The organism is Phytoamicus setariae (assembly GCF_016722925.1).
GTDB lineage: Bacteria > Pseudomonadota > Alphaproteobacteria > Rhizobiales > Rhizobiaceae > Rhizobium_E > Rhizobium_E setariae.
Genome location: NZ_JAEQNC010000012.1, coordinates 1 through 13,323, shown reverse-complemented (window position 1 = coordinate 13,323; position 13,323 = coordinate 1). Strand labels below are relative to the sequence as shown.

The 13,323-nt window shown below is 58.3% G+C and carries 12 protein-coding genes; 11 read left to right on the top strand and 1 reads right to left on the bottom strand.

Annotated elements, in window-relative coordinates:
- Positions 1-27: 27 nt before the first annotated feature.
- The 8 genes from JJB09_RS19550 to JJB09_RS19515 all read left to right on the top strand — a co-directional run bounded on the left by JJB09_RS19550 (position 28) and on the right by JJB09_RS19515 (position 8,774).
- On the top strand, positions 28-1,665 hold the full coding sequence (locus JJB09_RS19550) for an ABC transporter substrate-binding protein (RefSeq protein ID WP_343229059.1): 1,638 nt from the start codon (positions 28-30) through the stop codon (positions 1,663-1,665).
- Positions 1,666-1,834: 169 nt separating this feature from the next.
- Entirely contained in the window at positions 1,835-2,764 is a 930-nt protein-coding gene (locus JJB09_RS19545) for an ABC transporter permease (protein WP_201662213.1), read from the top strand.
- Positions 2,761-3,600 (top strand): ABC transporter permease, encoded by an 840-nt coding sequence (locus JJB09_RS19540; RefSeq protein ID WP_201662210.1) that lies wholly within the window; start codon positions 2,761-2,763, stop codon positions 3,598-3,600. The genes JJB09_RS19545 and JJB09_RS19540 overlap by 4 nt, the downstream gene beginning before the upstream one ends.
- Before the next feature lie 48 nt (positions 3,601-3,648).
- Positions 3,649-4,656 carry an ABC transporter ATP-binding protein gene (locus JJB09_RS19535; protein ID WP_201662207.1) on the top strand — a complete coding sequence of 336 codons (1,008 nt, stop codon included), beginning with the start codon at positions 3,649-3,651 and terminating at the stop codon, positions 4,654-4,656.
- A complete protein-coding gene (locus JJB09_RS19530) occupies positions 4,653-5,609 on the top strand; it encodes an ABC transporter ATP-binding protein (RefSeq protein ID WP_201662204.1) in 957 nt (318 codons plus the stop codon). Before JJB09_RS19535 ends, JJB09_RS19530 begins: the two co-directional genes overlap by 4 nt.
- Positions 5,610-5,726: 117 nt before the next feature.
- Entirely contained in the window at positions 5,727-6,503 is a 777-nt protein-coding gene (locus JJB09_RS19525) for a pyrroline-5-carboxylate reductase family protein (RefSeq protein ID WP_201662187.1), read from the top strand.
- Positions 6,504-6,540: 37 nt separating this feature from the next.
- Positions 6,541-8,328 carry a cobalamin-dependent protein gene (locus JJB09_RS19520; protein ID WP_201662184.1) on the top strand — a complete coding sequence of 596 codons (1,788 nt, stop codon included), beginning with the start codon at positions 6,541-6,543 and terminating at the stop codon, positions 8,326-8,328.
- Entirely contained in the window at positions 8,325-8,774 is a 450-nt protein-coding gene (locus JJB09_RS19515) for a gamma-glutamylcyclotransferase family protein (protein ID WP_201662181.1), read from the top strand. The genes JJB09_RS19520 and JJB09_RS19515 overlap by 4 nt, the downstream gene beginning before the upstream one ends.
- Before the next feature lie 107 nt (positions 8,775-8,881).
- Here JJB09_RS19515 and JJB09_RS19510 read toward each other — a convergent pair whose 3' ends face one another.
- Complete coding sequence (locus JJB09_RS19510; protein WP_281431847.1) at positions 8,882-9,580, bottom strand: GntR family transcriptional regulator; 699 nt, start codon at positions 9,578-9,580, stop codon at positions 8,882-8,884.
- 222 nt (positions 9,581-9,802) lie between these two features.
- Between JJB09_RS19510 and JJB09_RS19505 the strand changes: the two genes are divergently transcribed.
- The 3 genes from JJB09_RS19505 to JJB09_RS19495 form a co-directional block, all read left to right on the top strand.
- The gene (locus JJB09_RS19505) at positions 9,803-10,966 is read left to right on the top strand and encodes a M20 aminoacylase family protein (protein WP_201662177.1); all 1,164 of its coding nucleotides are present in this window, start codon (positions 9,803-9,805) and stop codon (positions 10,964-10,966) included.
- A gap of 88 nt (positions 10,967-11,054) precedes the next feature.
- Positions 11,055-11,267: a Rossmann-fold NAD(P)-binding domain-containing protein gene (locus JJB09_RS19500; protein WP_201662175.1), complete on the top strand. Its 213-nt coding sequence runs from the start codon at positions 11,055-11,057 to the stop codon at positions 11,265-11,267.
- A gap of 24 nt (positions 11,268-11,291) precedes the next feature.
- Positions 11,292-13,323, top strand: a 2,032-nt coding sequence (locus JJB09_RS19495; RefSeq protein ID WP_246748801.1) for an aminotransferase class III-fold pyridoxal phosphate-dependent enzyme, incomplete at its 3' end; no start/stop codon positions are given.

The window sequence follows — 13,323 nt, the reverse complement described above, 5'->3', positions numbered from 1 at the left end:
AAAAATACCCGCGCCGCGTTAAACCGCATGGACAAGCGCGAAGGCATAAAAACGGAGGAACGAATGAAACATACCTTGCGCATAAGCTTTCTTGCCTGTCTCACCCTTGTCGGTGCATATATGCCTCTCCACGCCGCCGAGAGCGGAGGGGCGTTCAACTTTGTAGCGCCTTACGATGGTAGCATCCTGACTTTGGACCCACACAAGACTGCCAAGCAGCAGGACCTGTTGGTCACAACTAACCTCTTCAGAACCCTTTATATGTGGAACACTGAAGAACAGAAGCCTGTGCTTGAGCTGGCAGAGAAAGTTGCTTCTTCAGAGGATGGATTGACATACACCTTTACGCTGAAAGATGGCATGACCTTTCACAATGGGCGCAAGCTGGTCGCCAGCGATATCGCCTATTCCTACGAGCGAATGCTGACGATGGACCCGGTGAGCCCGACTTCGGGTTACCTGCAGGTCATCGTCGGCGCAAAGGCGCTGCAAGATGGCCAGGCCAAGACATTGGCCGGCGTGAAGGTGATTGACGACAAGACGCTGTCGATCACGTTCACCGAAAAGGTTGACCCGGCCTATCAGTTCTATCAGCCCGGCACGGCGATCGTGCCCAAGGAAGAAGTGGAACGGCTCGGCGACAAGTTCGGGCTTACGCCGGTCGGCAGCGGTCCGTTCATGTTCAAGGATTGGGTCCAAGGCAGCGAAGTCACGCTCGTCAAGTATCCGGGCTACCATGAGAAGGGAAAGCCCTACCTCGATTCGGTCGCATTCAAGATCATGCAGGAGGGCGCATCCAGAGACATCGCCTTCCGGGCCAAGGAACTGGATTCGATCATCGTCGAAGCGCCGCAATATAACAGCTACAAGAACGATCCCGAGTATTCCGGCGATTTGATCGAAGTGGCCGAGATGTTTACCCGCCTGATTGTGTGGAATCAGAAATACGAACCTCTCGCCAACAGGAAGGTACGCCAGGCAATCAGCTATGCGATCGATGAGGACGCCATCAACCGGAAGTTCTTGAAGGGCAAGGCGTATAATCCGGTTGGCTGGCTGCCGGAATCGTCGGAAGCATTCGACACCGGGGCGACTGGCCTGGGCTACGATCTGGAAAAAGCGAAGGCGCTCATGAAAGAGGCCGGCTACGAAAACGGCTTCGAGCTGAAGATCCTCGGAAGCGCCAACATGTCCTATGGCGTTGCTGTCGCAGAGATCGTCGGCCAGTATCTCAGCAAGATCAACATCAAGGTCACGACCCAGCAGCTGGAAGAGGGCATCCTCTACGACAAGATGGTTGCGGATGACTACCAGGGCATCATCTGGTCATTCGGTTCAGGCCCCGAGCCGTTGGTGGCGCTGAAACGTTGGCATTCGAAAACTGTCAATACCTCCGGCAACTACGCGCATTACAACAATCCGGAGTATGACGCTCTGCTCGACAAGGCGCAGGCGGAAAATGATCCCGCCACGCGGATTGCCCTGATCAAACAGGCAGACGCCGTTTTCCGCGATGACGCCGCAGTGTGGCTCCTCAACTACAACAAGGCCGTTCTCGCAGTCCAACCTTGGGTACACGGTCTCAAGCCCGTCGCCATCGAGATCATGTATCAGGATCTGGCAGATGTCTGGGTTGAGAAGACCTCTCCTCGTGCAAAACAATAGGTAAAAGCCTTCGACAGGTCGGCATCACGATAGCCATGCCGACCTGTCACTTCCCGGCTTCGGGTGCCTGATCGAAGGTGCGCCCGGATCGGCTCCAATCTATCCGTTGCTTCCCTACGCCAGTAATGTTGTCACCGCGGTTTTCCGATGGTGGCCGAAAGAAATCGACATGCGTTCATTCGTCATTCGCCGTATTCTTCAATTTATCCCGACAGTTCTGGGAATTACGCTGATCATGTTCCTCTTGTTGAACATTATCCCCGGCAATGCCGCGTTGAGTTCGGCAGGCAGGCTCGAGCTGGGCGCCGACGTTATCGAGAAGCTGAAAGTCGATCTGCAATTGGATAAGCCGGCCTATGTCCGGTATTTCAACTATGTGGGCCGCCTGGCCCAAGGCGATATGGGACAGTCCTATCTCCGTCGCTATGATGTGGCCGAGGTTGTATTCGACCGGCTGTGGGCAACGCTGAGACTTGCCTTCTCGGCAATGGGGATCGCGATCGCGATCGGTGTTCCGCTCGGGTTTGTCGCAGCCATGAAACAGGGGGCCTGGCCCGATATGCTGACCACCGTGGTTGCGGTGGTGGGCGTCTCGATCCCGCAATTCTGGCTTGGCATCCTGCTGATGTATGTCTTCAGCTACATGGTTCACCTGCTACCGACCTCCGGCTACGGAGACGGCGCGCTTGCCAACCTGGTGATGCCGGCGGTGACGCTCGGGGTAGGATACAGCGCGCTTCTGGCACGCATCACCCGTGCCGCGGTGGTTGAAGTGCTGTCTGCGGATTATATCCGGACCGCCCGGGCCAAGGGGCTGTCGGAATACAGGATCAGTTACAAGCACGTCTTCAGGAACGCCTTCGTGCTGATCCTGACGACCGGCGGCCTGTTGTTCGGGTCGTTGATCGGCCAGACGGTCGTCGTCGAGCGTGTCTTCTCTTGGCCCGGAATTGGATCCTTGCTGGTCGAGTCGATCTTCCAGCGGGACATTCCGATCGCGCAGGGCTGTCTTCTGGTGATCGTCATGGTGTTTCTGATCGTCAACCTGCTCGTCGACATTCTCTATAATGTGATTAACTCACAGATTGATTTCAAATGACCCTGTCCCGCGTCTACAAGCAGAAAAATCTGTTCTATGGCGGCCTTATCGTCGTCCTGGTCATACTCGTGGCGGTCTTAGCACCCCTGATCGCGCCGTTTGATCCGATCAACGATGCGGATTTGATGAGCGCCGAGCTACCCCCGGATGCGGTGCATTGGTTCGGCACCGATTCACACGGGCGCGATGCATTTTCGCGTGTTCTCTACGGGGCGCAGGTGTCGCTGAGCGTCGGCCTTATCACGCAGGTCATCAACACCATTATCGGCGTCTCGCTGGGTCTGGTCGCGGGGTATTTCGGGCGGTTCTGGGATGAGCTGATCATGGGCGCCACCAACATCATGTTGTCGATCCCGGTCATCGTGTTCGCGCTGGCGATCATGTCGGCGCTGGGACCCGGGTTGTTCAACATCTATCTCGCGCTTGGGCTGACAAACTGGTCCTATACCTGCCGTCTGACCCGCGCGCAGGTCCTGTCAGTCAAGAAGAGCGAATATGTGAATGCCGCCGTGGTGCTGGGATACAGCAAAACCAGCATCATCTTCGGCCAGATCATGCCTAACGTCCTGGGGCCGGTGCTGGTGATCGCCACCCTCGGCTGTGCCGAGGCGATCCTGATGGAGGCCTCGCTGTCGTTCCTCGGGCTTGGCGCGCAGCCGCCGATGCCAAGTTGGGGCGGAATGCTGTCGTCGGCGCGCGATCTGTTCTTCACCGCGCCTTGGCTCTCGATATTCCCCGGTCTGGCGATCTTCGTCACGGTTCTTGGCCTTAACCTCTTTGGCGACGGCCTGCGCGATATTCTGGATCCCAGGAACGTGCTGAAAAGCAGCGGCTAATCTGTCGGCGCGAGACACGCGGTTTCCAGCACGGCACGAGGAGAAACAATGCCTAAAGTGGCCAAACTTCTACAGGTAAGCGGGTTGCGGACGGAATTCGTCACGCCTGCCGGTATCGCTCCGGCGGTGAGGGACGTTTCATTCGATCTCGATGCGGGCGAAACGTTGGGCATCGTCGGCGAGTCCGGTTCCGGCAAGAGCGTTACCGCCATGTCGATTCTGCGGCTGATCAAATCGCCGCCCGGCCGGATAGCCGCCGGCAGCGTCAAATACAAAGGCGTCGATTTGCTGGCACAGGACGATGCCTATATGCGCTCGATCCGTGGCAACCGCATCTCGATGATCTTTCAGGAGCCGATGACGTCGCTCAATCCGCTGCTCACGGTCGGCGACCAGATCGCCGAAGTCATGCAATGGCATCAAAACGTGAGTCGCCGCGAGAGCATGAATCGCGCCATCGAGTTGCTGCGAAAGGTGCAGATTCCGTCGCCAGAAAAGCGGGTCAAAGACTATCCGCACCATATGTCGGGCGGTATGCGCCAACGTGTGATGATCGCCATGGCACTGGCCTGCGACCCGGAAATACTGATCGCCGATGAGCCGACAACCGCGCTCGACGTGACGATCCAGAGCCAGATCATGGAATTGATCCTGGGGCTGAAGGAGGAGTTCGGCAGCGCCGTGCTGATGATCACCCACGATCTCGGCGTTATCGCCGAAATGGCGCAGCGGGTGGTCGTGATGTATGCCGGGCAGGTCGTCGAGGTCGGTACGGTCTACGAAATATTCGACAACGCGCAGCATCCTTACACTCAGGCATTGCTCCGATCGGTGCCCAAACTGGGCAGCCGAACGGCCAAGGGTCGGCGCCGCCTGCAAGAAATCCCCGGTATCGTGCCGAGCCTGATCAACTTTCCGGCCGGATGCGCGTTCCGTGAACGCTGCGTGGCCGCCGGTCCCGAATGTGCCGGCAGCGCGATTGAATTACAAACGATCGGCGAAAACCGAATGGTCCGCTGCGTCAAAATTGGAACTCCGGCGGGAGCAATGGCATGACTGCATCGGGCGCTTTGTTGACGGTCAACGATCTCAAGGTTCATTTCAACTTGAAGGCTTTGCCAATCAGAGCGGTCGATGGCGTGTCGTTCGACCTGGCGAGGGGCGAGACGCTGGGCATCGTCGGCGAAAGCGGCTGCGGCAAGACGACGACGGGCATGTCGATTGTCAATCTGGTTCAGGCCACCGGCGGCGATATCATCTTTGACGGGGTGGATCTGACCGCCCTCCAATCCTTGCCGAGGAGCAAGCAGCTGGAACTGCGGCGGCGGATCCAGGTGGTGTTTCAGGATCCCTATTCATCGCTCAATCCACGCAAGACATTGACGCAAACGCTGGACAAGCCGCTGCAGATTCACGGGTTTACCGCGCCAGAACGCAAGGACCGGATCGCCTATCTCCTGGAAAAGGTGGGATTGAGCCCGCGACACGCGGACCGCTACCCGCATGAATTCTCCGGTGGTCAGAGACAGCGGATCGGTATCGCACGTGCGCTTTCGGTCGGCCCGGAGCTGATCATCTGCGATGAAGCGGTGTCGGCGCTGGATGTCTCGATCCAAGCCCAGATCATCAACCTGCTGCTGGATCTGCAGGAGGAGTTCAACCTCTCTTACCTGTTCATTTCGCACGATCTTGCTGTTGTCGAGCATGTCGCGGATCGGATCGCGGTCATGTATCTGGGCAAGATCGTTGAGATCGCCACCTACCAGGCTTTGTTCTCCGATCCGAAGCACCCCTATACGCAAGCGCTGCTCTCCGCGATCCCTGTGCCGGATCCGCGGAGCCGTGGCTCGCGTATCGTGCTTCAAGGCGATGTTTCAAGCCCTTTGAACGCGCCGAGCGGTTGCCCTTTTCATACGCGGTGCGTGCGCAAGTCGGCCGTTTGCCAGTCTGTCGCACCGAGCTTGACGGCGATTGCCGAGGGTCATTCGGTTTCCTGTCACAACCTGTGACGTTTCAACTGCCCCAGCCATTTTTGTATCGACTATCGGCGCGTTCAGGCTGGAACGGATTGACTATATGAAATTATATTTGTAATTATAAAATCGATTACAAATGATGGGGCCGTAATGACGCAAACAGTTTGCATAATTGGCGTGGGACATTTTGCGACATATCTCGTTGCAGGTTTCGAGAGCGCCGGCGGAACAATGGCTCTCCGGCTCTTTTCGCGCACGCCGCAACGCGCAGAGCGGGTTGCGGCCCGCCATCCACACGCCGAGGTGTTTGAAACACCACAGGCGGCCATTGATGGCGCGTCGGTCGTTATCGTGGCAACCCGTCCGGCCGATGTAGAGACGGCGCTTGCCGGGCTGGAATTTGCCGATGATCAGGTCGTGGTATCGGTGGCCGCCGGGGTGACGCTGGAGCGTTTGAAGCGACTTATAGATGGCGCCACGGCAGTCCGCGCGTTGCCCGTTGCCTGTGCTGCAATCAACAAGAGCCCGATATTGATGATGCCGGAAAATGCCACAGCACGGGCCGTTCTGGAGCAGTTGGGCCGCGTCTATGTCCTGGCCACTGAAGACCAGTTCACGGCCGGAACCGCGCTGGTCGGTGCATTCTACGCAATGATGTTTCCGTTGATGGATCACCTTGCGGTCTGGACCGCGGCGCAGGGGCTGGACGATGACTTGGCGCGAGCGCTGGTTGTCGAGACAATCAGCGGGGCGAGCGCCATGGCCGAACACGACAGGCACCTGCCTTTCAAGGATATCTGGACATCGCTTGCCGTTCCCGGCGGCATCTCCGAGCGGGGCATGAGTGAGGTCGAAAAGGCAGGTGGCCTTGCCGCATGGAGCGGCGCTCTCGACGCCGTCGTTGGCAAATTGAAGGGCGGCCATTGACGATGCGACACCCGCACATCCGGATCGGAGGCTCGGCATGACTCAGACTAGGTTCGAACAAGTGACACGGCAGTCCCTGGCCGATCGGCTGCCCGATTGCGGAACGATTGTGAGCGAAGCCCGCGAAATTGCCAGGACCATCAGGATCGGGCGCACGGCTGCCTTCGACAGATGGGGAGTGGAATCCGAGGCTGAATTCAAACAAGCCTGCATCCGGGATGGGGTGGTCAGCTATCATGCGCATATCGGCATGGGTAACTGGGACCTCACCGAACGTGCGCTCGCCAATGTGTTTCATGAGGCCAATCTCAACAATATCGAGGTGCATCGCGCTGGACTTTGCCTTGATCGCCGCATGGGCCTGCCCGAGGCGTTGCGCAGCAAAGCTGCAGCTGAGACCGGCCCTCTGCTGGAAACGCCAGCGCACTGGGGTCAGATCGGACAGGTGACGCCGATCCAGCCGCATATGGGCGACTTCATGATCGGATTTCCCGCGGCCACCGGCAACACCGTGCTGGCTCTACGCGCGGGGGTGACGACGATCGGCAACCTCTCGCAGTATTTCGCGCATGAGGCGCCGGGCTGGCACGACCACGTTGCAACCGCCGTGGAAACCACCAAGTCGATCGCGATCCTCGGCGCGTTGCGGGATCGCGGCGTTATGCTGCATTCCTATCTTGAAGATGGATTCGGTGCGTTGTTCCTTGATTGCACCTCCGTTGCGGGCTGGGCATATCTTGAGAAATACATCGTTGAAGACCTGCTGGGCGCCAAGCTGTCGCATTGCATTGGCGGGCTCACATCCGATCCGGTCAAGCGCGCCGGATGGGTGTTCGCGCTGAACGAGATCCATGACCGGAATTGCGTCGGCTCGATGTTTTACGGGGATACAATTTCCTTTTCGCAGAGCTTCGATGAGAACCGCGGATTGGTAGCCGAGTATATGCTGTGGGACATCATGGCCCAACTGGAATGCCCCACCGGCCATGCCGTTCTGCCGCTGCCGGTGACCGAGGCGTTCCGGGCCCCGTCCTGGGAAGAAATCGTTGAGGCGCAGATTCTGGGCCACCGGGTCGAGGCCACGGCGCGTCGGCTGCATTCTCGTGTCGATTTCTCCGACAGCCGCACCTTTTCCACTCAGATGCAGGAGCACGGCAAACAGGTTTTCCGGAATGCCCTCTGCGGGCTTGAGGCCGCTGGCGTTGATATCGCGAACCCTCTGCAAATGCTGTACACGCTCAAGAAACTGGGCCCGGTTCTGTTCGAGGAACTATTTGGCGCGGGGCAGCCGGATGCAACGGAATTGCGTGGACGCAAGGTGATTGTCCCCACCGATATCTTTGCCCAGTCCCTCCAGTGCTACAAGGACAACCTGCCTCGGTTCGAACTGCCGGAACTGGCTGACAGGATCGCGGGAAAGCGGATACTCCTTGCTTCGACCGATGTGCATGAACATGCGATCATGGTTCTGCATTGGTTGCTGTCGAACACCGGCGCCGACGTGGTCTATCTCGGTGCCGAAGTTGATCCCGCCCAGGTCGCCGAAAAGGCCGGCGAAGGTGCACTGGATGCAATCCTGATCAGTACCCACAACGGAATGGCGCTGGAATACGGCAATGCGCTGGTGGACGCACTTGCGGAAAAACAGGTCCGCGCGCCGGTTTTATTTGGGGGCGTCCTGAACCAGAAGCGCGGCGACCTCGATCTGCCGGTCGACGTTACGGCAGAGTTGGCCCAGATCGGAATCTACACGGATTCCGGCCTTGGAAACCGGCTTGGCACACTTCTTACACTTGAGAAACAAACACGTGAGGAAAATACATGATACACTTTGCCTATGGTTCCAATTTGCAGGTCAAGTTCCTGCACACGATCCTGCCAAGCGCAAAATTTCTGATGAAGGGCTATATCCCGAATTATGAAGTTCGCTTCAATTTCTGGTCCAAAAAGCAGCAGGCAGGCATTAGCAACATCATCGATGCGCCCGGAAAGATGGTGCATGGTGCGCTGTTCGAGGTTCCCGAGGCTGAGATGCGCGAGCTGGATGTGAAAGAAGGCTACTATATCGGCGACTATGAACGCAAAACCTTCATCACGATGGGTGAAGATGGCAAATGGTACGATGCGGAGCTTTATCAGGTCATCGATCCGCAGGGGCCGTTCAAACCCTCTAGATCCTATGTTGAAGGTATGCTCGAAGGCGCCAGGGAGCTGCAACTTGAGCCCGCCTATGTGAAGACTATTGAAAAGTTCTACCAGGACTCCCTCTAGGAGCGGTTGGTCTCCCATATGGGCATTTCACCATTTACCGTCAGAGGTTGATTGGTGAAGTGCCCTTTCACAATCGAAAGCGGGGTTCCGATCGTCTGTCAGCAGACTTAGAACTTGATCGCCGCTTTTTCATTCATCATCTGCTGGAGGTTCAGATAGGCATGTTTCTCGCTGTTCTCGATGTGACTGGACAACAATGATTTTGCGAGCGCTTCATCACGAGCGATGATGGCATCGAGGATCAGTCCATGATCGGACTGGTTCGATTGCTCCCGCGTAATATAGCCAAGGCTTGCCTTATATTTCAGGTGCAGGACGTCGAAAACATTCTTCAAGGCATTGAGCCGGATGGGCTGCCTTGCGAGCCGCGCGATCGTCAGATGGAAATTCATGTCCGTTATGAGTTTCTGATGGGTCAGATTTCCAGAGAGGGACTCCAGATAGGCTTCATGCGCGACCTGCAATTCGACAATGCTGGCCTGATCCAAAGTCGCCATGGTCTCTTCAAGCAGGACCAGTTCGAGCATCTTGCGAAACTTGTAAAGTTCCTCGACCTCTTCAAGTTTGAGATCTTCAATGAAGTACCCCTTGTTGGGCTCGCGTCGGACCAGCCCCTGGAATTCGAGGTATTTCAACGCCTGGATCACGGGCGTCACGCTCATGCCCATCTGTTCGGCGAGATCTTTGAAAGGTATTTTTTGACCTGCAACAATTTCATTGTGAAACATCATCTGCCGAATGCCCAAGTAGGCCTTATGGGTCAAATCGGGGGATGTTTGCGCCGGTTCTCTGGGTTGTTTTATCATCTGACCTGTATTGCAGTTTTAACGCGAATATTCAATGTTCTAAGGCGACGGCGGCACAGTATTTTCAGTTTCGAAAGCCAGAATCGCGTCGACGGAAACCTGCGACATGCAGCGCGCGGAGGACGAACAGCAAGCGGGCAAGGGAGCAGCTGTTAGCATGATGCGGAACTTGGTTTTCCGCTCCGAACGATCGTCGAAACCCATCAAACCGAGGAGACCTCTATGCCAGTACTGCCGCACATTGCGGAGCGTTCCGATGAGCTTACAGCGATACGCCGCGATCTACACGCTCACCCTGAGCTGGGCTTCCAAGAGCACCGTACCTCTGCGATCGTGCAGGACTTGCTGACCCAATATGGCGTCGATGAGCTCCATGTCGGGATGGGTACGACTGGTGTGGTGGGCATCATCCGCGGCAAGGGCGAAGGCAGCCGGCGTATCGGACTGCGGGCTGACATGGACGCATTGCCGATTCATGAGACAACCAATCTTCCATACGCGTCCCGGACCGAAGGCGTCATGCACGCCTGCGGCCATGACGCTCACACCACCATACTCTTGGGTGCCGCCCAATATCTGGCCGCGACGCGTAATTTCGGCGGCACAGCGGTGCTGATCTTCCAGCCGGCCGAGGAAGGTTTGGGTGGCGCACGCGCGATGATAGCAGATGGGTTATTCGACAAATTTCCGTGTGACGAGGTCTACGGAATGCACAACAACCCCAACGGTACACCGGGGCTTGTCAAGATCAAGCCTGGCGTGGCAATGGCCGGTGCCTGCTTTTTTGATATCGCGGTGAGGGGCGTGGGCAGTCACGCCGCGATGCCCGAAGACGGCAGCGATTCCATCATGATCGCATCGGCGCTGGTTGGAACATTGCATTCCATTGTAAGCCGAAACGTGCCCCCGACAAAGCCAGCAGTGTTGTCGGTCACCAAGATCAATTCAGGCAACGCGTATAATGTACTGCCCGATTCCGCGACGATCGCAGGCACTGTGAGGTACTTTCACGAAGAAATCCGCGACCTGATCGTTGGCAGAATGAGAGACATCTGCGCCGGGCTCGCCAAGATGCACGGCATCGAGATTGATGTGGAAATCCGAAATGTTTTTGATGTGCTGGTGAATGACACGGCTCTATCAGAGGCCTATCTGGCAGCGGCGGCCGAAATCGTCGGTGCCGAACATATCCGCGTTTCCGAAGATCTTGTCACCGGAAGTGAAGATTTTGCGGACATGCTTAAAGTCGTTCCAGGCGCCTATTGCACGCTCGGCCATGATGGAACCGTTCCTGTGCACAATCCGGGCTATGTGCTTGATGACTCGATTTTACCGATAGGCGCCAGCATCATGGCGCGGATCGTGGAAAGGCGGTTGTGTATCTAAAGAACAGCGGAATAGCTCCAATGCCGAGGGGCATATCGACAACGACGATGGGGATTACGCCTATCGGCTCTCCAAGGCGGCGCTCAACATGGCGACCACCAAGCTCGCCCATGACATGAAACCCGACGGCATTACCGTGATGGCGTTCCATCCGGGCTGGATCAGGACCGATATGGGCGGTGAGCATGCCGAACTCGAAACCCGGGAAAGCGCTGCAGGTCTGAAGCGCCTGCTGGAAAACGCGACGCTCGCGGTTACCGCGACTTTCCGCACCCACGATGGATTGAATGTTGGCTGGTAAGCCGGCCGCGAAAGGATGATGAGAATGGACGATGTGAAGCAGGCCTTGGTGGTAGTCGAAAGGATTCTGAGGGAGCTCTATGGCATCGAGGGCAAGGTTTCGCCCTTGCCGGGAGAGCAAGACCTGAATTTCCGGGTCGAAGCCGAGGATCGGCAACGCTTCCTGCTGAAGCTGCATGCACCCGGCGACGACCAAAGCCTCGACATGCAGGTGGCCGTGCTCGATCACCTGAACCGCGTTGCACCCGAACTCCGGATTTCCCGCCAGTTGCCCTCCAGGGCAGGCGCCATCCTCACGCCGGTCGATCACGGTGGGGACCGGAAGGCGCGGCTTCTCACGTGGATTGACGGCGACGTCTGGGCGAAGGCGAAGAACCGCGGGCCGGCAAGCGCAACCAGCCTCGGAACGCTGCTCGGTCATCTCGATCTGGCCCTCAAGGGCTTCTCGCATCCCGGCGCCCGACGCATCTATGGCTGGGATCTGGCTCAGGCGGAGATGCACCTCGCCAACGTGCCGCTGATCGAGGACACGGAAAAGCGCGGCCTCGTCGCGGCGATCCTGAACCGCTTCTCGACGGTCATCCGTCCGGCGCTCGAGGCCTGCCCGCGCCAGGTCATCCACAACGACGCGAATGACTACAACACGATCCTTGATGCGGAAGGACGGGTCAGCGGGCTTCTGGATTTCGGTGACATGGTCGAGACCCATCGGGTGGTCGAGATCGCCGTGGCGGGTGCCTATGCTCTGATCGGCGAAACGGACCCTGTCGGTTCGGTCGTACGGCTCGCCGAGGCCTATCACGCCGTCAATCCGCTCACCGAAGAGGAGGCGAATATCCTCTTCGATCTCGTCAAGCTTCGCTATGCCGTGAGCATCTCGATGGCGGCGAAACAGATCCGCGAGCAGCCCGATAACCAATACCTCCTGGTCAGCCAGGAGGATGTTTGGCGGGAACTCAAGCGACTTGAAGGGGAAAATGCCTCGATGGCGCGGATGCGGATCCGCGATGCCTGCGGCTTCGCGGCCGTTTCCGCCGCAGCCCAGGTCGCGGCCTGGCTGGAGCGTGAGGCGCACAGCTTCGCACCCGTCATCAGGCCGAACCTCTCAAGGCCGCAAGTCACGGTCTTCGATTTTTCCGCCACCAGCCCGGATGCGACGCTGCTCGACAGCCTCGACGGCCCCGGCTTCGATCGCTACTGCGAGGAGAGAATAGCAACCGAAGGAGCCGATTTCGGCGTAGGCGCCTATGGCGAGGACCGGACTATCTACAAGGGCGACGCCTTTGGAACCACCGCGCCACATGTCCGCCGCACGGTGCATATCGGCATCGATATCTTTGCGCCGGCAGGCGAGCCCGTCCATGCGCCGATGGCCGGAACCGTCGCCTTCATCCATGACGATGCAGTCGCCTACGGCTTCGGCCCGACTGTGCTGCTGCAACACGAGACGGACCACGGCGATGTGTTCTGGACACTCTATGGCCACCTTTCCCGCGCCTCCGTTGCCCGCCTGCGCGTCGGGCAACCCATCGCGAAGGGAACGGCCTTCACCGAATTCGGTCCCCGGCCGGAAAATGGCGAATGGCCGCCGCACCTGCATTTCCAGATCGTCACCGACCATCTCGGCCTCGGCGCGCGGATGCATGGCGTGGGGACACTCGCCGAATGGCAGATCTGGCAGGAGGTCAGCCCGGACCCGAGCGTCGTTCTTGGCCTGCCGGTTTCCGCCACCCGCCTGCCGCCGCGCGACAAGGCCTTCCTGGTGCGCGAGCGGCACCGCAGCATCGGCCGCTCGCTCAGCATCGCCTATGCGCCGGAACCGCTGAAGATCGTTGCAGCGGAGGGCTGCCACCTCATCGACGAAACAGGGGCCCGCTGGCTCGATATGGTCAACAATGTCTGCCATGTCGGCCACTGCCATCCGCGCGTCGTCGAGGCGGCCGAGCAGCAGCTTGCGGCACTCAACACCAACAGCCGCTATCTGCATGACGGGCTCGTGGAATATGCCCGGCGCCTTTCCGCCCTGTTCCCCGATCCGCTGTCCGTCTGCTTCTTTG

Excerpts from the sequence above, each read along its gene's own strand:
- JJB09_RS19550 (WP_343229059.1), top strand. The coding sequence starts at position 28 with ATGGACAAGCGCGAAGGCATAAAAACGGAGGAACGAATGAAACATACC.
- JJB09_RS19525 (WP_201662187.1), top strand. The coding sequence starts at position 5,727 with ATGACGCAAACAGTTTGCATAATTGGCGTGGGACATTTTGCGACATAT.
- JJB09_RS19520 (WP_201662184.1), top strand. The coding sequence starts at position 6,541 with ATGACTCAGACTAGGTTCGAACAAGTGACACGGCAGTCCCTGGCCGAT.
- JJB09_RS19500 (WP_201662175.1), top strand. The coding sequence starts at position 11,055 with ATGGCGACCACCAAGCTCGCCCATGACATGAAACCCGACGGCATTACC.
- JJB09_RS19540 (WP_201662210.1), top strand. The coding sequence starts at position 2,761 with ATGACCCTGTCCCGCGTCTACAAGCAGAAAAATCTGTTCTATGGCGGC.
- JJB09_RS19530 (WP_201662204.1), top strand. The coding sequence starts at position 4,653 with ATGACTGCATCGGGCGCTTTGTTGACGGTCAACGATCTCAAGGTTCAT.
- JJB09_RS19535 (WP_201662207.1), top strand. The coding sequence starts at position 3,649 with ATGCCTAAAGTGGCCAAACTTCTACAGGTAAGCGGGTTGCGGACGGAA.
- JJB09_RS19545 (WP_201662213.1), top strand. The coding sequence starts at position 1,835 with ATGCGTTCATTCGTCATTCGCCGTATTCTTCAATTTATCCCGACAGTT.
- JJB09_RS19505 (WP_201662177.1), top strand. The coding sequence starts at position 9,803 with ATGCCAGTACTGCCGCACATTGCGGAGCGTTCCGATGAGCTTACAGCG.
- JJB09_RS19515 (WP_201662181.1), top strand. The coding sequence starts at position 8,325 with ATGATACACTTTGCCTATGGTTCCAATTTGCAGGTCAAGTTCCTGCAC.
- JJB09_RS19510 (WP_281431847.1), bottom strand. The coding sequence starts at position 9,580 with ATGATAAAACAACCCAGAGAACCGGCGCAAACATCCCCCGATTTGACC.